Source organism: Corallococcus sp. NCSPR001, from assembly GCF_017309135.1.
Classification (GTDB): domain Bacteria; phylum Myxococcota; class Myxococcia; order Myxococcales; family Myxococcaceae; genus Corallococcus.
Map to the genome: position 1 here is coordinate 7,733,335 of NZ_JAFIMS010000002.1, position 20,733 is coordinate 7,754,067.

20 protein-coding genes are annotated in these 20,733 nt (G+C 68.0%); 9 read left to right on the top strand and 11 right to left on the bottom strand.

Annotation, left to right across the window (positions count from 1 at the left end):
• Nucleotides 1–250 precede the first annotated feature (250 nt).
• Complete coding sequence (locus JYJ93_RS32825) at nt 251–1,474, top strand: IS701 family transposase (protein WP_206788069.1); 1,224 nt, start codon at nt 251–253, stop codon at nt 1,472–1,474.
• Here JYJ93_RS32825 and JYJ93_RS32830 read toward each other — a convergent pair.
• Entirely contained in the window at nt 1,471–1,614 is a 144-nt protein-coding gene (locus JYJ93_RS32830; RefSeq protein WP_206788065.1) for a hypothetical protein, read from the bottom strand. The genes JYJ93_RS32825 and JYJ93_RS32830 overlap by 4 nt on opposite strands.
• Nucleotides 1,615–1,751: 137 nt before the next feature.
• Here JYJ93_RS32830 and JYJ93_RS32835 point away from each other — a divergent pair, with 137 nt between their 5' ends.
• Nucleotides 1,752–2,696, top strand: a complete 945-nt coding sequence (locus JYJ93_RS32835; RefSeq protein ID WP_206798501.1) for an SIR2 family protein — start codon at nt 1,752–1,754, stop codon at nt 2,694–2,696.
• Entirely contained in the window at nt 2,693–4,450 is a 1,758-nt protein-coding gene (locus JYJ93_RS32840; protein ID WP_206798502.1) for an ATP-binding protein, read from the top strand. Before JYJ93_RS32835 ends, JYJ93_RS32840 begins: the two co-directional genes overlap by 4 nt.
• A gap of 44 nt (nt 4,451–4,494) precedes the next feature.
• On the opposite strand, the gene JYJ93_RS32845 is transcribed toward JYJ93_RS32840, so the two are convergent.
• A complete protein-coding gene (locus JYJ93_RS32845) occupies nt 4,495–8,166 on the bottom strand; it encodes a type I polyketide synthase (protein WP_206798503.1) in 3,672 nt (1,223 codons plus the stop codon).
• Nucleotides 8,167–8,302: 136 nt separating this feature from the next.
• Between JYJ93_RS32845 and JYJ93_RS32850 the strand changes: the two genes are divergently transcribed.
• From JYJ93_RS32850 to JYJ93_RS32860, 3 genes are all read left to right on the top strand, one after another.
• Entirely contained in the window at nt 8,303–8,563 is a 261-nt protein-coding gene (locus JYJ93_RS32850; RefSeq protein ID WP_014394890.1) for a phosphopantetheine-binding protein, read from the top strand.
• Between the two features lie 96 nt (nt 8,564–8,659).
• Nucleotides 8,660–9,259, top strand: a complete 600-nt coding sequence (locus JYJ93_RS32855) for a 2,3-bisphosphoglycerate-dependent phosphoglycerate mutase (RefSeq protein ID WP_206798504.1) — start codon at nt 8,660–8,662, stop codon at nt 9,257–9,259.
• Nucleotides 9,260–9,370: 111 nt separating this feature from the next.
• Complete coding sequence (locus JYJ93_RS32860) at nt 9,371–10,057, top strand: DUF4476 domain-containing protein (protein ID WP_206798505.1); 687 nt, start codon at nt 9,371–9,373, stop codon at nt 10,055–10,057.
• Nucleotides 10,058–10,067: 10 nt separating this feature from the next.
• Here the strand turns inward: JYJ93_RS32860 and JYJ93_RS32865 are convergent, their stop codons facing one another.
• Nucleotides 10,068–10,571 carry a hypothetical protein gene (locus JYJ93_RS32865; RefSeq protein ID WP_206798506.1) on the bottom strand — a complete coding sequence of 168 codons (504 nt, stop codon included), beginning with the start codon at nt 10,569–10,571 and terminating at the stop codon, nt 10,068–10,070.
• A 165-nt stretch (nt 10,572–10,736) separates the two neighbouring features.
• Between JYJ93_RS32865 and JYJ93_RS32870 the strand changes: the two genes are divergently transcribed.
• On the top strand, nt 10,737–12,188 hold the full coding sequence (locus JYJ93_RS32870) for a chondroitinase-B domain-containing protein (RefSeq protein ID WP_206798507.1): 1,452 nt from the start codon (nt 10,737–10,739) through the stop codon (nt 12,186–12,188).
• Between the two features lie 58 nt (nt 12,189–12,246).
• Here the strand turns inward: JYJ93_RS32870 and JYJ93_RS32875 are convergent, their stop codons facing one another.
• The 3 genes from JYJ93_RS32875 to JYJ93_RS32885 form a co-directional block, all read right to left on the bottom strand.
• Nucleotides 12,247–12,684 (bottom strand): hypothetical protein, encoded by a 438-nt coding sequence (locus JYJ93_RS32875; protein WP_206798508.1) that lies wholly within the window; start codon nt 12,682–12,684, stop codon nt 12,247–12,249.
• A gap of 50 nt (nt 12,685–12,734) precedes the next feature.
• Nucleotides 12,735–13,856, bottom strand: coding sequence for a cytochrome c peroxidase (locus tag JYJ93_RS32880; protein WP_206798509.1), 1,122 nt, complete (start codon nt 13,854–13,856; stop codon nt 12,735–12,737).
• A 180-nt stretch (nt 13,857–14,036) separates the two neighbouring features.
• Nucleotides 14,037–14,816, bottom strand: a complete 780-nt coding sequence (locus JYJ93_RS32885; protein ID WP_206798510.1) for a hypothetical protein — start codon at nt 14,814–14,816, stop codon at nt 14,037–14,039.
• 140 nt (nt 14,817–14,956) lie between these two features.
• Between JYJ93_RS32885 and JYJ93_RS32890 the strand changes: the two genes are divergently transcribed.
• Nucleotides 14,957–16,048 (top strand): acyltransferase family protein, encoded by a 1,092-nt coding sequence (locus JYJ93_RS32890; protein WP_242544009.1) that lies wholly within the window; start codon nt 14,957–14,959, stop codon nt 16,046–16,048.
• A gap of 6 nt (nt 16,049–16,054) precedes the next feature.
• Here JYJ93_RS32890 and JYJ93_RS32895 read toward each other — a convergent pair whose 3' ends face one another.
• Nucleotides 16,055–17,239, bottom strand: a complete 1,185-nt coding sequence (locus tag JYJ93_RS32895) for a tRNA-uridine aminocarboxypropyltransferase (RefSeq protein ID WP_206798512.1) — start codon at nt 17,237–17,239, stop codon at nt 16,055–16,057.
• Nucleotides 17,240–17,353: 114 nt separating this feature from the next.
• Here JYJ93_RS32895 and JYJ93_RS32900 point away from each other — a divergent pair, with 114 nt between their 5' ends.
• The gene (locus JYJ93_RS32900; protein WP_206800562.1) at nt 17,354–18,094 is read left to right on the top strand and encodes a 16S rRNA (uracil(1498)-N(3))-methyltransferase; all 741 of its coding nucleotides are present in this window, start codon (nt 17,354–17,356) and stop codon (nt 18,092–18,094) included.
• Here the strand turns inward: JYJ93_RS32900 and JYJ93_RS32905 are convergent.
• From JYJ93_RS32905 to JYJ93_RS32920, 4 genes are all read right to left on the bottom strand, one after another.
• Nucleotides 18,075–19,454 (bottom strand): DUF2914 domain-containing protein, encoded by a 1,380-nt coding sequence (locus JYJ93_RS32905; RefSeq protein ID WP_206798513.1) that lies wholly within the window; start codon nt 19,452–19,454, stop codon nt 18,075–18,077. The genes JYJ93_RS32900 and JYJ93_RS32905 overlap by 20 nt on opposite strands.
• 93 nt (nt 19,455–19,547) lie before the next feature.
• Nucleotides 19,548–19,865: a Grx4 family monothiol glutaredoxin gene (grxD, locus tag JYJ93_RS32910; RefSeq protein ID WP_206798514.1), complete on the bottom strand. Its 318-nt coding sequence runs from the start codon at nt 19,863–19,865 to the stop codon at nt 19,548–19,550.
• A 17-nt stretch (nt 19,866–19,882) separates the two neighbouring features.
• Nucleotides 19,883–20,140 carry a BolA/IbaG family iron-sulfur metabolism protein gene (locus JYJ93_RS32915; protein ID WP_206798515.1) on the bottom strand — a complete coding sequence of 86 codons (258 nt, stop codon included), beginning with the start codon at nt 20,138–20,140 and terminating at the stop codon, nt 19,883–19,885.
• Entirely contained in the window at nt 20,140–20,685 is a 546-nt protein-coding gene (locus JYJ93_RS32920) for a YqgE/AlgH family protein (RefSeq protein WP_043322781.1), read from the bottom strand. The genes JYJ93_RS32915 and JYJ93_RS32920 overlap by 1 nt, the downstream gene beginning before the upstream one ends.
• Nucleotides 20,686–20,733: the final 48 nt, after the last annotated feature.

The window sequence follows — 20,733 nt, forward strand, 5'->3', positions numbered from 1 at the left end:
ATCTGGAAAACGCGCCGCCCCCCCCAGGAGGTCTCGTTTTTCAGCAATCGCAGTACAACTCCTCAACCGCTTCACTCAACTTGACGAAATCTCATTTCTATCCCACGTTATATCCACCTGGAATATCCAGAAAAACTAGCGGCATCGTTTCGGGCATACGCGCTTGGACCTACTCCTACAGCTGTAGTTCGGAAGACTCCGCAGGCTTCCTCCTGTTGAAGAAACAGGAGGGGGAGGAACGAGACCTCCCATGCAGCAGCCATCAGCCACAGAAGCGCAGGCACCGGAAGTCCGGCTGGTTGGCCGTCTCGTGACGGAGCTGGAGGAGATAGGCGCCTGGCTGCAGCCGCACTTCCGCAGGCGCGAGGCGCACGCCACTGCGGTCGAGTACGTGAAGGCCCTCCTGGGACGGGCACAGCGCAAGAATGTGTGGGGCCTTTCGGAGGATGCGGGGCATCAAGCGCCCTATGCCTTCCAGCACCTGCTGCTGCGAGCGAAGTGGGACGCGGATGCAGTACGCGACGACGTGCTGGAGTACGCGCGCAGGGCGTTGGGCGAAGGCGGCATCCTGGCGATGGACGAGACGGGCTTCCTGAAGAAAGGAGAGAAGTCCGTGGGCGTGGCGCGCCAGTACACGGGCACCGCGGGCAAGGTGGAGAACGCGCAAGTGGGCGTCTTCCTCTCGTACGTGACGCCTCGCGGGCATGCGCTGGTGGACCGGGAACTGTACCTGCCGGAGCCCTGGACGGAGGATGCGGCCCGCCGCAAAGCGGGAGGGATTCCGGACGAAGTGGGCTTCGAATCCAAACCGGCCCTCGCGCAAGGCATGCTGCAGCGGGCGCTGGGCGCGGGACTGAAGCCGGCGTGGGTGGTGGGGGACGAAGTCTATGGACGCGACAGCACCCTGCGCCGCTTCCTCGAAGACTTGCACCAGCCCTACGTGCTGGCGGTGGCCTCCAATACGCACGTCTGGCGCGGCTTCTACCAGGTGAAGCCTGGAGACATGGTGGAGGAGGTCCCTCCGGAGGACTGGACACGTCTGTCCGCAGGCGCGGGCACCAAGGGCCCTCGCCTCTATGATTGGGCGCGCATGCGGCTCAACCGGCACCTGGGCCTGTCGCGGTGGCTGCTCTTTCGCAGAGGCCTCGCGGACGGCAAGGTGGCCTTCTACGTCGCCCATGCCCGGCGCAATGCCTCACTGGAGTCGATGGTGCGCGCCGCGGGCAGCCGGTGGGCCGTGGAGGAGGACTTCGAATCCGCCAAGAACGAGGTGGGCCTCGCCGACTATGAGGTGCGCACCTGGACGGCCTGGCACCGGCATATGACGCTGTGCCTGGTGGCCCACGTCTTTCTCGCCGCCGCGCGTGCCGTGGCCAATCAGCAACTCCAGGAGGGCCTGCCCCCAAAAGCACTCGGCCTGCCGAGGCGCAGAAACCCCATGCGCGCGTTTCTCGCCCGGCGCGGCCTTCACTAACGGCCTTCGTCCGCTACTCCGTCCAGGAAGTGCGAGTGCTTCTGGTAGCGCTTCTGCGGCGTGTGGCGGCTCCGCTTGCGCATGTCCTCGCGTGGAGTCGCTGGCGACGCCACCACCAAGCCGTGGCCATGCAGTGCCACTATCGGGCCCGAAGGGCTCGGTTCAAACTGCAGCTGTAGGACTACACGATCTAAAAATAGCCCTTCAACGTCACTTTAGCGATGGTTTGGTAACCATCGTCGGCTCAGGCCTTTCATGCGCAGAGGGACTACCTGGCATGTGGGCGTTACTGACCCACCTTGAAAAAACCATCGGCCCTGGTCTTTCCGCAGACGACTCAACGACCTGGAACGACATCAAGAAGCTGTTCCCAAGCAAAGGCCTTGAAGGCGCTCTTCTTGAGAGACCACCCTCCCCCTCTCTTGAAAGCAAAATCGTCGCAGAAACAAGCCAGCTAGTCCTAACTCACGAACGAGAAACAATAGCAAAAGTTTTTACAGGAGAGAAAACCCTTAGACTGACCGAACTTTTCAAGAGAATACTCAAGCCGCCAGACGGCATTCCTTTAATCACCACAAACTACGATCGCCTCGTAGAAATAGCTGCCGAGGAAGCAGGCCTCGGAGCCGACACAATGTTCATCGGCCAATTCGCAGGCGCCCTCAACGAATCAGAGAGCCGCCTTAGCTTTTGCCGAGAGGTTAAGCTCGCAAACCAAAATAGAATCCAAACAAAATTCCGAGACCGCGTAAACATCTACAAACCCCACGGAAGCCTCGACTGGTACCATCGAGCAGGCCGTCCAGTCAGATATTCGGGCGATTTGGATGCCCCTCGACTCATCATCACGCCAGGCCTAAACAAGTTCAGAAACGGATACGAAAGCCCATTCGATCGACATCGCGAAAAGGCGAATGTCGCCATCGACAAAGCCAGCCGCTTTCTCATTATCGGATACGGATTCAACGACGAACACCTAGAAACCCACCTTACACATAAAATCCGCAATGGCTGCCCAACACTCCTACTCACGCACAGCCTCACGCCCAACGCAGCAAAGCTCGCACAGAATTTTCCCAATGTAATCTCGCTTGAGCACTCCACGCCTGATCCAGGATCCACAGTCGCCACCCGAGTGACAGTCAACAAAAAGACCACTACAATAAACGGCATTGAGATTTGGGATTTAGGTAAATTCGTCACTGAGGTTCTTGGGCCATGACAACAAAAGCGGCTTTGCAGTTCACAGAAGACGACAAAATTGGAGTGGTATCAGGCGTCGACACAAGCCGTGTCGCAATCGACGTTACAAACTCCAAGCTCTTAACACGCATTGGAATCGGCAATCTTGTCGCAATCCGAGGAACAACCGAGCAAGAATACCTAATAGCCATCAATGAGCGCGTAACCAGAAGCACGCGCGCCGACCTCCCCTCCGACCTGGATGGCTCAGAGGAGGGATTAATGCTTACGACAGCACCAACAGATCTCCTTCAAGCAGTACTTATCGGCACGTTCCGCACGATCGAGGGGAACAGGCTGAACACGTTCAAGCGAGGTGCCGACAGTTTTCCTCAGATCGACAGAGACTGCTATGTCATCGAAGGCGGCAACCTGCAACGCTTCATGAGCATTCTGGGGTCTGGCTTATCGGCTGACGAGCAACTCAAACTCGGTGTTTTCGTCGCCGACAGGACTGCAGAAGCGATTGCCAGTGGAGACAAGTTCTTCCAGCGGCATGCCGCCATTCTTGGCAGCACTGGAGCAGGCAAAAGCTGGGCAGTCGCCCTAATACTTGAACGAGCATCAAAGCTAAAGCACCCAAACATCATTGTTTTCGACATGCATGGCGAGTATGCGCCGCTCGCCGATTCCACCAAAGGTGGTTTTGGGACTCGACTGAGAATTGCCGGTCCTGGAGACCTGGAAACCCCTGGAACTGACGCTCTATTTCTTCCCTACTGGCTGCTCAATCGAGACGAAATGCTCTCGATGATTCTTGACCGCAGTGACCAGAATGCCCCTAACCAAGCTTCTAGGTTCACCCTACACGCTCGTGAACTCAAAGGAAGAACCCTCGAAACCAAGAGCAAGCTCGACGTCAAGAAGACATTCACAGTCGACTCTCCAATTCCCTACGACATCAAAGACCTCTTGGCACTGCTGGACACCGACAATAAAACCAAAGGCACTGGAAAAACAGGCCCCGTCAAAGGCGAATGGGAAGACCGACTCACTCGCTTCATTTCGAGACTTGAAGCAAAACTTGACGACCGTCGCTATGGATTCATGTTTTCGCCGCCCAAAGAGACTCTCGAATACGACTGGCTTTCCATTCAGATTCGGCGCCTGCTTGGATCGCCTACTGGGCAGGGAATCAAAATTATTGACTTCTCCGAGGTGCCGGCAGATGTATTGCCAGTTGTAACCGGCACACTTGCTCGACTCCTCTACGACGTTCAGTTCTGGCTTTCTCCAAGCAAGCGTACTCCAGTTACACTACTCTGTGATGAAGCCCATCTTTACCTTCCGACGAAAGATGATGCTGACGCAGTACAGCGACAGGCCCTTGGCTCATTTGAAAGAATCGCCAAAGAGGGCAGAAAATACGGATTTTCTCTATTGGTCGTGAGTCAGCGTCCATCAGACGTCAGCAAGACCATCCTCAGCCAGTGCAACAACTTCCTGGCAATGCGCCTCACGAACGAATCAGACCAAGGCGTAATCCGAAGATTAATGCCCGACTCTCTCGCAGGGCTTACTAGCGCCCTGCCTCTACTTGACACAGGGGAGGCATTGCTTCTTGGTGACGCCATCCTTCTGCCCTCTAGAGTCAAACTCGACGCACCCAAAATCGCTCCCGACAGCGCAACACGAGATTTCTGGAAAGAATGGGGCGCAAAGCCTTCAGACACCAATGCAATCTCATCCGCTGTAGAGAGACTGAGAAGCCAAACGCGAGGCAGCACACCTTAACAAGCATTCTCCGCCCCCATTATTTTCCGACACTCACACTCCGGTCACGGAAGGAAGGCCGCGAGCTTCGCGCCCAGCCCTTCGGCGTTCCCTCCCGTGAGCATCGACTGGTGGTCGCCGGGCACGGTCTCCACCCGGAGCACCGCGCCCGAGTCCAGCCATTCGAGCTCCACGTGCTTCGGCATGTGCTCGATGACCGTCGCCGCGCGGAAGAACTGGAGGGAGCCACCCTCGAAGCGAGGCATGGCGTAATCGCGCAGGGCCGTCATGTTCGCCTCCCAGACGCGCACGTAGCGCCGCTGCTGCTCCGGATCCGCGAGGACCTGCTCCTGCGCGAAGCCCACCCCGCCCGCCCGGGCCCGGGCGATGTCCCCGGGGCCCGGCGTGTCGAGCATCGCGCACAGCGGCACCGCGTGGCCTTCCGCCGTCAGCCGGCGGGCCATCTCGTAGACCACCGCGCCGCCGAACGACGCGCCCACCAGCAGATAAGGCCCCACGGGCTGCAACGCGCGCAGGCCCTCCAGGTAGGCCGTCGCCATCTCGTCGACGGACGTGTGCAGCGGCCCGTCCGGCTCCAGGCCTCGGGACTCGAAGGCGTAGGCGGTCCGGCCCGCGTCGATGGCGCGCGCCAGGTCCCGGTAGAACACGGCCTGGCCTCCGGCAGCGTGCACGAAGAAGAGCGGCGGACCGCGAGTGCCCTGCTGGAGCAGCGCGACCCCGGGCGGCAGGGACCGGGTTTCGTCCCGTCCGCCCAGCTTCCGCGCCAGCAACTCCACCGTGGGCGCGGTCAGCATCTCCCTCAGCGCGAGCCGCTTCCCGAAGCGCTCGGAGATCATCGCGAGCAGCCGGAGCGCGACCAGCGAGTCGCCGCCCAACGCGAAGAAGTCGTCGTGGATGCCCACGTCGTCCAGGCGGAACAGCGTCTGGAAGCACTCGGCCAGGGACTGCTCCGTGGCATCACGGGGTGCCACGCGCTCACCGCGACGGGGAGCACCTCCCTTCGGCTTCGAAGGCCCGGTCGCCTTCGCCCGGGCCGCCATGGCATCGCGTGGGACGGGGCTCGGCGCGGCGTCATCCAGGCTGTAGTGCTCACGGTCGAAGCTGTAGGTCGGCAGGTCCACGCGACGGCGCCGCTCGCCGTCCCGGAGGTGTTCCCAGTCCACGTCCACGCCCGCGGCCCACGCTTCGCCCAGGGCGGACAAGGCGCTCCCGGGCGCGTCGCCCTTCGTCGGCAGGGTGGCCAGCACGGGCTGCTTCTTGCGCGCCGGGTGCTGCCGCGCGAGCGCGGTGAGCGTCGTTCCCGGGCCCACTTCAATCAGGGCACGGTCGCCGGACTCCAGCAGGCAGCCCAGCGCGTCGGAGAAGCGCACCGTGTGCCGCAGGTGCCGGACCCAGTAGTCCGGCGACGTCGCCTCGCGCTCCTGGAGCCACCGGCCGGTGAGGCTGGACACGACGGGCAGCGACGGCGCGCGGAGCTTCACTCGAGCCACCTCCCGAGCGAAGCCCTCCAGGGACGGCTCCATCATGGAGGAGTGCGCCGCGCGCGCGTAGCGCACCCGCTTGTGCTCGATGCCCCGCGACGTCAGCGCCTGCTCAGCGGCCTCCAGCTCCGGCAACGGGCCAGAGAGGACACAGGTCTCCGGGCCATTGATTGCCGCCACCGACACGGCCGGCCCCACGACTTCCGAGACCTGCGCCACGGGCGCGAGCACGGACACCATCCCGCCCGGAGGCATCGCCTCCATCAAGCGCCCGCGAGCGACGACGAGGCCCAGCGCCTCCTCCAGCGTGAACACCCCCGCGAGGCACGCGGCCACGTATTCGCCGAGCGAGTGCCCCAGCAGCGCCTCCGGCTTCACGCCCCACGACAGCCACAGCTGCGCGAGCGCCCAGTCGCAGACGAACAGCGCGGGCTGGGACCACAGCGGCCGGTCCAACTCACGGGCCGCCGCGTCGAAGCGCTCGGGGCCCGCGAAGAGGATGTCGCGGAGGTCCGCGCCCATGGGACCGCGAAGCAACTCCGCGCACCTATCAATGGCCGCGCGGAACGCGGGCTCGCGAAGGAAGGCCTCGCCCATGTTCACCCGCTGCGCGCCACCGCCCGGGAACAGGAAGGCCACGCCGCGAGACTCTCCCTCGTCGAACACAGTACGGATCCGAGGAGGCGCATCCGCACCAGCGGAAGGCCGCCCCTCCATCAACGCCGCCGCGTCCTCACCCTGGCGGACCACGACGAAGCGGCGCCACGGGAAGCGAGCACGCCCCACCTGCAACGTATGCGCGACGTCCGCGAGCCATGCGCCCGAAGCCCCCTGCACACGCTCCGCGAGCGCAGCGGTCATCCGCTCCAGCGCCCCCTCCGTCTTCGCGGACAGGAGCAGCACCTCTTCCCCACGCCGGGGCGCATCCGTCTCCGGAAGAGCCGGCGCCTCCTGCAAGACCACATGCGCGTTCGTGCCCCCAATCCCCAGCGCCGTCACCCCCGCGCGCAGCGGCAGCGGGCCGTCCCACGCACGCGTGCTCCCCACCACCTGGAAGGGACTCCCCTCCAGCTCCAGCATCGGATGCGGCTTCGTGAAGTTCAGCGTCGGAGGCAGCGTGCGGTGCTCCATCGACAGCACCGTCTTGATGACCCCCGCCACGCCCGCCGCCGCGTCCAGGTGCCCGAAGTTGCTCTTCACCCCGCCCAGCCCACACGCGCCCGGCGACACGCCTTGGAACACCTGCTTGAGCGCCGCGACCTCGATCGGATCCCCCAACGCCGTCCCCGTCCCGTGCGCCTCCACATAGGACACGTCCGACGGAGCCACCCCCGCCACCGACAGCGCCTCGCGGATGACGGCTGCCTGTCCCTGCACCGAAGGCGCCGCGAACCCCGTCTTCGCGCCCCCGTCGTTGTTCAGCGCCGTGCCCAGCACGACGGCACGGATGGTGTCCCGGTCCGCCACCGCGTCCGCCAGCCGCTTGAGCACCAGCATCCCCACGCCATTGCCCACCGCCGTGCCCGCCGCGTTCACGTCGAACGGCCGGCATCTCCCATCCGGCGCCAGGATGCCGCCCTCCTGGTTGCGGTGCGCCCCCAGTTGCGGCGTACGGATGGACACGCCCCCCGCGAGCGCCAGGTCGCACTCCCCCGCGAGCAGCGACTGACAGGCCAGGTGCAACGCCACCAACGACGTGGAGCACGCCGACTGCACCGTCATCGCCGGCCCCGTCAGGTCCAGCTCGTACGACACCCGCGTGGCGAGGAAGTCCCCGGACAGCCCCAGCGCCCCCGCCAGGCCCGCGGCCACGTCCCGCCCCCCGTACGTCGTGAAGCCCGCCCCCGCGTACACCGCCGCGCGCATCGGCTGACCCCGGGGCGCGTACCCCGCGGACTCCATCGCCGCCCACGCGCACTCCAGGAGCGCCCGGTGCTGCGGATCCATCTGCTCCGCCTCGCGCGCCGAGTACCCGAAGAACGCCGCGTCGAAGGACTCCGCCTCCTCCAGCACCCCCGCCGCGGTGATCCACTCGTCGCCCTGGGGCAGCCCCAGCCGCTCCCGGCCCGCCGCGTCCAGCCGCGTGATGGAGTCCACCCCGCCCACCAGGTTGCGCCAGTACTGGCGGGCGTCCTCCGCCCCCGGAAAGCGCAGCGCCAACCCCACCACCGCCACCGCCATGGGCACGTCCTCGTCCCCGGCGGCCGTCCCGGCCTCGCTCGCGTCGTGGTCCATGGCTCCCGAGCCTGCCAGGGAAGTCCGGACCCAGGGGAAACACGAAGCCCGCCTGCCTGCCCTGGCGCGCCCAGCCTTGACGCGGTAGTTCTATTTTCCTCAATTTACGGCGAATCCAACCCAGGGAGCCCACACCATGAGCACACAGAGCGCGGTCCCCTCGCCCATGGAGGCGCGGCTTGCGGGGTACTGGCAGGAGCTCTTGGGAGTGGACGCCGTGCGCCCGGAGGACCACTTCCTGGAGGTGGGGGGCAACTCGCTGCTGGCCACGATGCTGGCCAACCGCATCGAGGACGACCTGGGCCTCCAGGTGGGCATGGTGGACCTGTTCAACACGCTGAGCGCCGTGGCGGCCGTCTGCGAGCGGCTCCAGCAGGAGACCCAGGCCGCCGGCTGAACGCGCCCCACCGCGTGGCCGCAAGACGACGGGCCGGGCGGGTGGACGGGGCTTGCCTCTTTTCCCCCCGCCCCCGGTTGGGCTAGCAGGGGGGCCATGCCCATCCTCGCCCTCGTCCGTCATGGTCAGTCGCTCTGGAACCTGGAGAACCGCTTCACCGGCTTCGTGGACGTGCCCCTCACCGAGCAGGGCCGCGCCGAGGCCCGCAAGGCCGCCGAAGCCCTCCAGGGCGTGAAGTTCGACGTCGCCTACACCTCCGCCCTCAGCCGCGCGCAACAGACGCTGGCCATCCTGCTGGAGACGCTGGGGCAGACCCCGCCCGTCATCCGCGACGCGGCCCTCAACGAGCGCCACTACGGCGACCTGCAGGGCCTCAACAAGGCGGACGCCGCCAAGGAGTTCGGCGAGAAGCAGGTCCACATCTGGCGCCGCTCCTATGACGTGCCGCCCCCCAACGGCGAGTCCCTGGAGATGACCGCGAAGCGCGTGCTGCCCTTCTTCGACCGGGCCATCTCGGGCGACCTGCGCCAGGGCAAGAACGTGCTCGTCGTGGCGCACGGCAACTCCAACCGCTCCCTGGTGATGCGCCTGGACAAGCTGTCCGGCGAGACGGTGGTGGGCCTGGAGCTCGCCACCGGCGTGCCGCTCGTCTACGAACTCGGCGCGGACGGACAGGTCCTCTCCAAGCGCGGCTGAAGGACGCCCTGACGGCGGGGCCTTCCTGGGGAAGATGGGATGGGGCTTGAATGAGCAGGCCTCTGTCCCGTCATATGGGACGAAGCACGAACACCCCCAAGGATGCACACCATGAAGGCCCTGACCCTCGCCGTCGTCCTGCTGTCCTCCGCCGCTGCCCTGGCCCAGACGGCGCCCACCAAAGCGGCGGACTCAGTCAACATCGCTGGCGGCGCCGAGTTCCGCCGCCCCCCGCCCCCGGGCCACTCCACGCCCCAGCCGATGCCGCAGCCGGTGCCCCAGCGCAACCAGGCCGTGGTCGACCGTGAGCAGATGGCGCGCCGCATCGACCGGATGGAGAAGGCGCTGCGCGACGCGATGTCCCGCACGCGGGACGCCAAGGGCCGCGACAGCATCCGCAACGCCATGGAGGAGCTGGACAAGCTGAGCGAGTACGTGGACGACGCGCCCCCGGTGGTCGTCAGTCAGCCGGCGCCGATGCCGCCCCCGCCGCCGGTGGTGCGGCCCATCTCGGACGTGCAGTTCCGCAACATCACCGCGGCGATGGTGCGCGAGTCCTTCCCGCGCGAGAAGCTGCGCATCCTGTCGCAGGTGGCCCCGAACGAGAACTTCCTCGTGACGCACATCCTGTCGGTGCTGGGGCAGTTCTCCTTCTCCAATGACAAGCTGGAGGTGGTGCGCCTGATGCGGCCCACGCTGCTGGATCCGCAGAACGGCTACCAGCTGTACCAGGCGTTCCCCTTCTCCAACGACAAGCAGCAGCTGCAGGCCATCCTCGACAGCGGCGGGCGCTACTAGCCTTCCGGTGTCACCGTCGGAGCGCGGACCAGATGGCCCGCGCCTCCGGCGAGTCCACGGTGGCGTGGACGCTGGCCACCACCCGTCCTTGCGCGTCCAGCGCCAGGACATAGGGGGTGTCGCTGGGGGAGAGGCCCAGCGCCTTGGCCATGCCGCCGTTCTTGTCCATCCAGGTGTCCTTCCAGAACGCCTGGGGCACCTGGTTCTTCGCCTTCCCCCGCGCGGCGCCCTCGCTGACGAAGAACGGCAGCTTGAGGGTGATGAGCGACTGGCGATGCACCGAATCCGCCACGTGCGCGTCCGCGGCATCGAACCACCCGCGCATCCGGTCTCCCGCGTCCTTGTCGGTGATGACGACCAGCAGGGTGGGACGCCCGTTCAGCTCATCACTCGCGTGCTGGCCGGACGTCAGGTCGCGCGCGGAGAACTCCGGCAGCGGCTGTCCCCGTGAAGGCAGCGCGAACGCGCCCGGGGCCATGAGCAGCACTCCAGCGAGCGCGGACACCGTGAGCATGGACCGTCCCCGTCGCGAGCCTCTGGATTGGCGAGCCATGAGGGGACAGGTGTTCACGCGAAGGCGGAGTTCATAGCGCCCGGAATGCCTGCGCACGCCCGGCTGCCTGCTCCGCCTGGGGATCCGCTAACGTCAGCGCCCCCCTTTCGTACCGGGAGTCCCCCCTTGAGAACCCTTTCCCTCGCCCTGTTCCTGCTGCCCCTGACGGGCGGCGCGGCCGTGAAGAGCGTCTCCACCGTGGCCGAGTTCCAGACCGCACTCTCGTCCGCGAAGGCCGGAGACGAACTCGTGCTGGAGGACGGCACGTACACCGTCAACGCGAACCTCACCTGCGCGGCGGAGGGCACCCAGGCCGCGCCCATCATCGTGCGCGCGAAGAACCGCCACGCGGCCGTCGTGCGCTTCAACGCGCAGGAGGGCTTCAAGGTGTCCGGCCGCTACTGGACCTTCGACGGGCTCACGGTGGAGGGCATCTGCTCCAACGACCAGACCTGTGAGCACGCCTTCCACGTCACCGGCCACGCGGAGAACTTCGTCCTGCGCAACAGCCGCGTGCGCGACTTCAACTCGCAGCTCAAGGCGAACGCGACGCAGAACGGCAGCGGCGTGTGGGAGATGCCGCACCGGGGTCTCATCGAGAACAACGAAATCTACGACACGCGCGCGCGCGTGACGTCCACGCCGGTCAACAAGCTGAACATCGACACCGGCGATGACTGGGTGGTCCGCGACAACGAGCTGCACGACTTCTCCAAGCAGGGCGGCATCTCCTACGGCGCCTTCATGAAGAGCGGCGGCAAGCGCGGCCTCTTCGAGCGCAACCGCGTCCTGTGCGTGAAGGACTTCCCCGCGGGGGACACGCGCATCGGCCTGTCCTTCGGCGGTGGCGGCACCGGCAATCAGTACTGCGCGCCGGCCTTCGACCCGAACGTGCCGTGCTCGCCGGAGCACACGGACGGCATCATCCGCAACAACATCGTGGCCAACTGCTCGGACGTCGCGGTGTACCTGAACAAGGCCGCGAACACGCGCGTGCTGTTCAACACGTTCATTGGCACGACGGGCGTGGACTACCGCTACGCCGCGTCCACCGGTGAGGCCGTGGGCAACGTCCTGACGGGCGTCATCCGCAACCGAGACAGCGCCACCGGCACGCAGAGCAACAACCGCTCGAGTGTGACGACCACCACCTTCGCCTCCTGGTACGTGGCGCCGCTCAAGGGCGACCTGACGCTCAAGGGCGACGTGTCGTCGCTCATCGGCGCGGCCCCGCGCAACACGCTGGCGCCGGAGGACTTCTGCGCTCGTGCGCGGCCCGCCTCGGCCACGCTGGGAGCGCTGGAGCACTCGCTGGGTGACTGCCCCGCGAACACGGGCGGTGGCACCGACGCGGGCACCGGCGGAACGACGGACGCGGGCACCGGCACCGGCATGGACGCGGGCACCGGCACCACGGACGCGGGCGTCGTTCCGGACGCGGGCCCGGAGCAGGACCCGTCCGGGGACGAGGACAAGGACGAGGACAAGGACGGCGGCTGCAACGCGAGCCCCGGCCTGCTGCCCGCGCTCCTGGGGCTGCTCGTGCCCCTGGCCCTGCGCCGGCGCGCTCGCCGCTAACGAAAGGCCTCACACGAGGCGGCTGGAGCCCCCAGCCGCTTCGCTGTCCTCACGCGCTTCAGAACGCGGTGGAGACGAACAGGCCCGGGCGGATGGCCAGGATGCCCCCCACCACGAGCAGCAGAGACACCAGCGTGCCCACCAGCACGGGCACGAAGTTGGGCGCCGCGCGCGGCGGCTCACCCGCGGCGGGGGCCTCCGCGGACCGCAGGCGCCGCCGGGTGGCGCCCAGGGGGCCCTGGATGGCGCCCACCGCGAGGATCATCATCACAATGTGCCCGATGAGCGCCGGGTAGTACCCGCGCGTCACCAGCACGCCGACGCCCACGAGCACCTGCAGTTGCAGCAGGCCGGAGTAGGACGCGCCGATGATGCGCCCCACCTTGTCGAACGGGCGCTTCGTGGCGACCGCGAACGCGAAGAACGCGAGCGCGATGACACCGGACAACAGCACCAGGTAGCGAAGACCCGAGTGGAGATGGAAGAAGAAGGTCATGGGCGCGAGGGTTTAGCACCCGCCGGGCGGGGCGCGACGTTTCCTGCGAGCTATGACGGGTCCGGCTTGGGCGTGCGCTTCGTGCTGGGAGGCAGGGGCGGCGCGGAGATGCGCTCGGCGGGGGGTAGCTCACCGGTGAGGCTCTTGAGGAAGGCCACCAGGTCGTCCACCTCGCCGTCCTTCAGCGTGCGGCCCAGTTGGTAGCGGCCCATCAAGCGCACCATGGTGGGCAGGTCCTTCACGCTGCCGTCGTGCAGGTAGGGCCCGGTCATCTCCACGTTGCGCAGGGTGGGCACGCGGAAGTAGCCCCGGTCGTCCTCGTTCTTCGTCGCGTCGAAGCGGCCCGCGTCGGTGAGGGCCGGGTACGCCTCCACCAGCCCCAGCTTCTGGAACGACGCGCCGCCCACCGCCGGGCCGTTGTGGCACGTGGTGCAGCCGGTGGTGACGAAGGCCTCCAGGCCGCGCTGCTCCTGCGCGCTCAGGGCCGCGTGCTCCCCCGCGAGGAAGCGGTCGAAGCGCGACGGCGTGGTGAGCGTGCGCTCGAAGGCGGCCAGCGCCCGGGCGGCGTGGGTCAGCGTGACGGGCTTGCCCGTCTTGGGGAAGGCGGCGCGAAAGCGCGTGGTGTACTCGGGGATGGAGGACAGCGTGGCCTCGACGCGCTTCGCGTCCGGCATGGCCATCTCCACCGGGTTCATCATCGGCCCTTCCGCCTGGGCCTCCAGCGTGGCGGCGCGGCCGTCCCAGAACTGCGCGATGTGGTGGGCCGCGTTGTAGACGGTGGGCGAGTTGCGGCTGCCCTTCTGCTTCTTGTGCCCTTCCGACAGCGCCTTGTTGTCCACGCCGAAGGTGTCCAGGCCGTGGCAGCTGTTGCAGGACACGTCGTGGTTCTTCGACAGGCGGGGCTCGTGGAAGAGCATGCGCCCCAGGGCCACCTGCTCCGCGGTGTCCTCGGGCAGCGGCGCCTGGTTGCGAGGCGCCTGGAAGAAGTGCGACGCCAGCTTCGCCACCGCCGCGGCATCCGGCGCCGCCGGCTTCGGGGCCTGCTCCGCCACGGGGGCGGGCACGGGCGGCTTCGCCTCCGGAGCCTGGTCCGGGGAGCGCTCACAACCCGCGAGCGCGCCCAGGCCCAGCGCGGACAGCGTGAACCCGAGCAGCAGTCGATTTCGCGTCATGTGAAGAGCCTCCCGGATGCGTCGCGGAGCGCACCGTAGCAGTGCCCCGGGCGGCTGGCTTCGCGACAGAACGTCGCACCCACGGGGCGGGCTTTCCCATTCCATCAGTCCGTCAGCGCCCGCCTGGACGCCGGCCCGGCGGACGCGGCCCGGGACTCCTGCGGAACAATCCCCGCGCCGCTACCTCTTCTTGAAGGTCTCGGCGACACGCAGCGGCGCATCCGCCTGGAAGCGGGGCGCCACGGAGGACAGCGGATGCAGGACGGTGATTCGGGCGGCAAGGGGCGGGAGGTGGACGTGCTCGTCTGCCGCAAGTGCCTGGGGAAGAGCGCCCGGACCGGAGGGCAGGACCTGCCGCGCTGGCTCCAGGGGGAGCTGGCCGAGCGGGGCCTCGCCGGACAGGTGCGCGTCACGCTCACCGGCTGCATGAACCAGTGCCCGCGCCGGCAGGTCACCGTGCTCGTCTCCGACTCCGATGATCCCGAAGGCCGCCTGCTGCTGGTGGAGCCCCGGCTGCAGCGCGACCTGCTCTTGAAGTTCGTGGAGCGCCGCGCGCGCCCGGACGCTCCTGCCGCCACGACGGGCGACGGCGAGGCTGCGGGACGGGGGCAGGAGCACCTCGGTGATGAACCGGTCCACGAGGAACGAGGCCAATAGCCCCGTCGCGGTGCCGGCGGTGTCCCACGCCAGGTCCTTCACGGAGAAGACCTTGCCGCGGGCCCGGTCGAAGACCTCCTTGCCCAGCCCCACGCCCAATCCCAGTCCCACGCCGGTGAGCGCTCGCGCGCCCGGCGAATCGAAGAGGACGGCGCCCGCGCCGTAGCCCACGCCCGTGGCCGCCGCGCACGCCATGAAGTGTTTGGGCTTGTCGCGGCCAAACCAGTCATCGCCGGACTCGGCCCGGCCCGAGGCTGGAATGGCGAGGAGCACGAGGGCGGCGAGCGCGGAGCGGGCGGACATGCATCCATCCTGTAGCATCCCGCGCGCGGGACGCGACCTATGCGGAGAGTGAAAATCCCGGCCGTTTCCACGCTTGCCGACCCCCACGGTGGGTGCGTTTTGGAGACGAGGCCCGGGGGTGGGCTTATGCTCGGCCCGCTTTGAAAGGATTCGGTCCCTCGCTCAGCTTCCGGCAGACCCGGCACCCCGCGTTGGATGGCGCGCGCGGGCTGGCCGTGCTCGCCATGGTGATGGGTCACACGCTGGACGCGCTGCTGGCGCCCGCATTCCGGGACCACCCGTGGGTCCAGGAGTATTGGAAGCTGCGGGGCATCACCGCGCCGCTGTTCCTGCTGGTGAGCGGCTGGGCGGTGGTGATGGCGCTGGGCACGAAACCGGGCGCCGCGAAGGACTCCTTCGGCCGCCGGTTCCGCCGCGCGCTGCTGCTGCTCTTCCTGGGCTACCTGTTGCACTGGCCAGGCTGGGGCGCGGTGCGCGAGCTGGGCTTCTCCGACGCCATGTTGCGCAAGGTGTTCCAGTTCGACGCGCTCCAGTGCATTGGCGCGGCGCTGCTGCTGGGCGCGATGGCGCTGGTGGTGACGCCGCACCGGGGCGCCCGGGCGCTGCTGCTGGGCGGGCTGGCAGTGGGCATCCCCCTGGCGAGCGCCGGGATGTGGCTCGCGGGCGCGCACCTGCCGGTGCCGCTGCAGCAGTTCATTGGCAATGGGGAGGGCAGCCGCTTCCCGTTCTTCCCCTGGGCGGGCTTCTTCTTCGCGGGCGCGTTCGCCGCGCACCTGCTGCACCTGCTCAAGCCGGGCCTGGCGCAGGGCTTCGCGCTGCTGGCGCTGGGAGGAGCGCTGCTGGCGCTCACCCGCTGGGTGCCCGTGGAGTGGACGCCCACCAGTCCCACGATGGTGATGTACCGCGTGGCGCAGGGCCTGCTGGTGCTGGGCGTCGTGAACCTGCTGCCGCGGAGGGTGAGCGGCCTGCTGGCGCCGCTGGGACGGCTGTCGCTGTGGATCTACGTGCTGCACCTGCCGGTGGTGTACGGCTGGGCGGACATCGCGGGCCTCGCGCAGCGCATCGGTCCCCGGCTGGGCATCGCGGCGGCGCTGGGGACCTCCGTGGCGCTGCTGGTCGGCTGCTACCTCGTCGCCCGGGCGGGCCGCTGGGTCCGCGAGCAGGCCCGTCCCTGGCGCACGGGCTCCACCACGCTGGAAGCCAGCGTCGGCACCGCCCGTCTGGGCCAGTAGCCGGCGTCAGCCCTCGGAGCCGGTGCGAGGCAGCTTCGCGGGAGGCTCGGTCGCGTTGCCGCGCGCCACCAGCTCGCGCGTCACGGACTCCAGCGCGCTGATGCGGCGGCCCGCGCGGCCCCGGCCCCACGGGGCCACCTCCGGCGCATTGAGCAGCCCCACCGCCTGTTCCACGCCTCCCGCCTTGCCCTTGAGCGCCCGCGCCGTGGCCAGCCGCACGTTGCGCGCGGCCCTGCGCGCAAGGCCGCTGCTCCACAGCAGGTCCAGCGCGAACGTGGTCCACACCGTCAGCTCGTCGTCCGGACGCAGGAACGCCTCGAAGCGGGCCAGCGCCTGGGCGCGCGGCTCACCGGCGCGCAGCTCCTCCTCCGGCAGCTCCACGTGCAGCGACGTGCTGTGCGCGAGCGGCTGCTCCGGCGCGATGACCGCCTCGAAGCGCTCGCCCGTCGCGTAGCGGACCGCCACCAGGTGCACCAGCTCCGGCGGGATGCCTGACTCCAACGGGTGCGCGTTCGCCTCCGCGTAGAAGAGGACCAGCTTCTCGGAGGCCTCCGCCAGCGAGCGCAGCTCCAGCGGCGGGCGCCACTCGCTCTTGTAGATGCGGCGGCGGTTGGGCCCCGTGCGCGTCTCCTGCCGCTCCAGCTGCGTGTCCACCATGAACTCGAACGCGCCCAGCATGCGGTCGAAGTAGTCCGGCTTGCCCTCCAGCTGGCCCAGGATCTCCGCCACCGCCTCGATGGTGGAGACGCAGTGGTCCGCCGGCTCCGCGCGGATGCGGTAGTTGCTGGGGCGGCGCGGCACGAACCCGATGCGCGGCAGCGCCGCGAGCACCGGGTTGCGCATCACCACCTTCTTCGCCTGCGGCCAGGTGCCGTCCACGACGATGAGCGTCTCCGGCGGGTTCGCCTGGGCGTCCTCCACGGAGATGGCCTCCTCGCCCGGGAAGAGCACCGCGACGCGCTCGGGGTTCTTCGCCAGCTCCTCCAGCCGTGCATGGCCGGTGAAGTCCACGCCCCGGTGCAGCTCCGAGTTGGGCAACGACAGGTGCGCCATGCGCGCCGTGCCAATGGCCACGCGCCGCTCCCTCGGATGCTGGAGGAACACCACGCGCGTGCGCGTCTGGAGCTGGGGGACATGCGCGCAGTAGCACGCGCTTTCAGGACGCAGACATTTGATGCAGAAGGTACGCACGCTGGGCCCTTTATCACGGCCCCGCCCCGCCCTGCCCCGGTCGACCGGGCGCGGCCCCTCGCGGAAGCTCGCCCCCTCCCCTGCCCGCCCGGGAACGGCTACATGGAGGAGACCGTGAACCTGCTCCTGCTCTTGGACGAGGACTTCCAGCCGGACGGCACCGCCCGGCTCACCGGCCGCCGCGCCCAGCACGCCCGCGACGTGCTCAAGGCCGAACCCGGCGAATCCCTGCGGGTGGGCCGCTTGAACGGCCTCACCGGCACGGGTGAGGTGCTGGAGAACGCCCCCGGCCTGCTCCACCTGCGCGTCGAGCTGACGGAAGCGCCCCCGCCCAGGGCCGGCGTGGACCTGCTGTTGGCCATCCCCCGCCCCAAGGCGCTCAAAAAGGTCCTGCCCGCCGTGGCATCCCTGGGCGTGGACCGCATCGTCCTGGTGAACGCGGCCCGCGTGGAGAAGAGCTACTTCGACTCCAAGGTGCTCAACGAGGCCTTCGTCCGCGAGCTGCTCCTCCAGGGCCTGGAGCAGGCCCGCGACACGCGCATGCCGGAGGTGCTGATCCGCGAGCGCTTCCGCCCCTTCGTCGAGGACGAGTTGGACGCTGTCTTCGGCCCGGAGCCGCTGCGCCTGCTCCCCCACCCGCCCGCCAGCCTCTCCCTCCAGGCCCGGGACATCACGCACGCTACGCGGGTGGTGCTCGCCATTGGTCCGGATGGAGGCTGGGTGCCCTTCGAGGCGGAGCTGCTGGAAGCCCACGGCTTCCTGCCCTTCTCGCTGGGCCCCCGCATCCTGCGCGTGGAGACGGCGGTGCCGGTGCTGCTGGGTCAGGTGACGCTGCTCAAGGCGCCGGCGCCGTAGCCGCGGGGGCCGTGGCCTTCGGGGGATGGTCCTTCTCCCAGACCTCCAGCGGCAGCGGCTTGGTGGTCTTGAGCACGGACACGTCCACCTTCGCCTCGGGCTTCTCGGTGCCCGTGCCGTCGATGACGGTGAAGTTCAGGCGGTTGATTTCGTGCCCGGCCTCCGTCTCCACCACGACGCGCCAGTCGCCCGGCTTGAGCGGGATGCCCGGCCGCGCGTAGTAGCGGAAGCCGCCCTCCGAGCCATTGCTGCTCACCGAGGCACGATAGCCCTTGCCCAGCGCCGTCCAGCCCTTCTCCGGGTGGTCTTGGAACCAGCGCACGACCACGTGGTAGCTCTCGAAGCCCTTGGGCGCGAAGATGCGGAAGAAGTACACGGGCTGCTCGCCGTTGCGCACCGTGAACTCCTGGTCACCGCGGTGGAACGCCGTCCAGACCTTCCACCAGGGCTGCGCGTCCGACGTCAGGCGATACACGCCCGTGGTGCCATAGACGCTCTGGGGGACCTTCTCCACCGCGTGGTAGATGCCGCTGTACTGCACCGCCAGGGGCACCGGCGGAATCACGCCCAGGAAGTAGCACCCCAGCAGCACCGCCTGCGCGCCGAAGCCGGGAATCGCCACCGTGCGCAGCAGCGCCTTCTCATCCGGGCGCCACCGCTTGAGCACGCGCAAGAGCCCATAGACGCTCCCGCACCCCAGCACGACGGACAGCGTGAAGATCCACCACCCCACCCGGCCAAAGAGCACCGGCAGCAGCGACGCGAAGTACAGCGTCACGCACAGGCTGAAGACGGCCACGCGGATGACGGGGCCCAGTTGCCGGAAGCGCGGCAGCTCGTTGGCCACCAGCAGCCCGAACATGCCCGCCATGAACAAGAGCGGCGTGAAGCCCGACGAGCTCTTGAAGAGGAACAGCGTGAACGCGCTGAGCAGGCTGCCCATGAAGAAGTGCAGCGCGTCCTCGCGGAAGCGCCACACCTTCGCCAGCAGCTTCGGCGGCTCCACGCCTTCCGGATAGCGCTGCTCCAGCACGAGCAGGCCCGCGAGGATGGCCAGGTAGACGAAGTTCTGCACCTCCGTGAGCGCGTCGTCGACGGGGCTCAACGTGAGGACGTCGTAGAGAAAGCCCGCGAAGAAGAAGAGGGCCATCTCCTGCTTCTCGTACTTCGCGCGGAAGGCCTGCACGCGGTCCACCAGCGTGGGCAGCTTCTCCGTGCTGACGAGGTCGTCCGGATCCGCGACCGCGGCGCCGGGCGTGGCGACCGCGACGTTCGCGCCGGGAGGAAGGGGGCCCCCCTCGACCGGCACTTCGGTGGACGCGTCCTGCGGCTTCGACTCAGGCGGTGTGACGGTGAGCACGGCGGCTTTCAACCCCTCTTGGCGACCGCCGCCCAGTCTACGCGGGGGACGGGGCCCGGGTCTTCCCCCCGGCCCCGCTCCCTCTGGAAGCGCCTACTTGCCGCCGGCGGCGACCAGGTCCTGCAGCTCGCCGCGCTCGGCCAGCTCCATCAGGATGTCCGACCCACCCACGAACTTCCCGTGGATGTAGACCTGCGGAATGGTGGGCCAGTTGGAGTAGTCCTTGATGCCCTGGCGCACGACCGGGTCCGCCAGCACGTCCACCGTGTGCACGGGGCCCAGCGGCTGGAGCAGCTGGAGCGCGCGCGCGGAGAAGCCGCACTGGGGGAACAGGGCGTTGCCCTTCATGAAGAGGACGATGGGGTGCGACTTCACCGTCTCGTCGAACTGGGCCTTGAGGTTTGCGTCCATGAATCGTTGCTCCTTCTTCAGCGGGGCCCGAGCTTCTTCCACTGCTCGGGCGAATAGGTCTTGAGCGCCAGCGCGTGCAGCTCGCCGGACTTCAGCCACTGCTGCAGCGGCGCGTACACCAGCTGGTGCTGCTCCACCATCGTCTTGCCGGTGAAGGCGGGGGAGATGACGCGCGCCTCGAAGTGGTCTCCCGTCCCCGTGGTGTCGTTGAACTCCACCTCCGAGCCCGGCAGGGCGTCCAGGAGGTAACGGCGAAGCGTTTCGGCGTCGAGCATCAGTTCATCCCCTTTCCCATCACCAGCATGGCCGGGTCCACGCCCAGGCCGCGCAGGGTGGCATCCCACAACTTCGCCGGGTCCTGTCCCAGCACCGCGTCCGCGGTGGCGTCGGCGTACAGCCACGAGCCCGCGGCGATTTCATTCTCCAACTGCTTGGGGCCCCAGCCCGCGTACCCCAGGCAGAAGCGCACGCGCGGACTCGTCCGCTGCAGGAGGGGGCCCAGCGCGTCCAGGGTGACGCTCAGGTAGAGGCCCGGGAGGACGGAGTGCTTCTCCGCGACGGATTCATCGTCGTGCAGGACGAAGCCGCGTTGGGGCTCCACCGGGCCGCCCACGAACACCGGCTGCGACACGCGGTCCGTCGAGATGTCCATCGACTGACCGCGCGCCAGCTCACCGAGCGTCAGGGGCGCTCCCCGGTTCACGACGAGCCCCATGGAGCCCGTCTCCCCGTGTTCGATCATCAGGATGACCGAGCGGTAGAAGTTCGGGTCTCCAAGCTGGGGCATGGCCAGCAGGAAGCCGGAGGCGAGGTTCTTCACGCCAGGGAGCATCGGGTGTCCGGCGGAGGCGCGCAACCGGAACCCGCT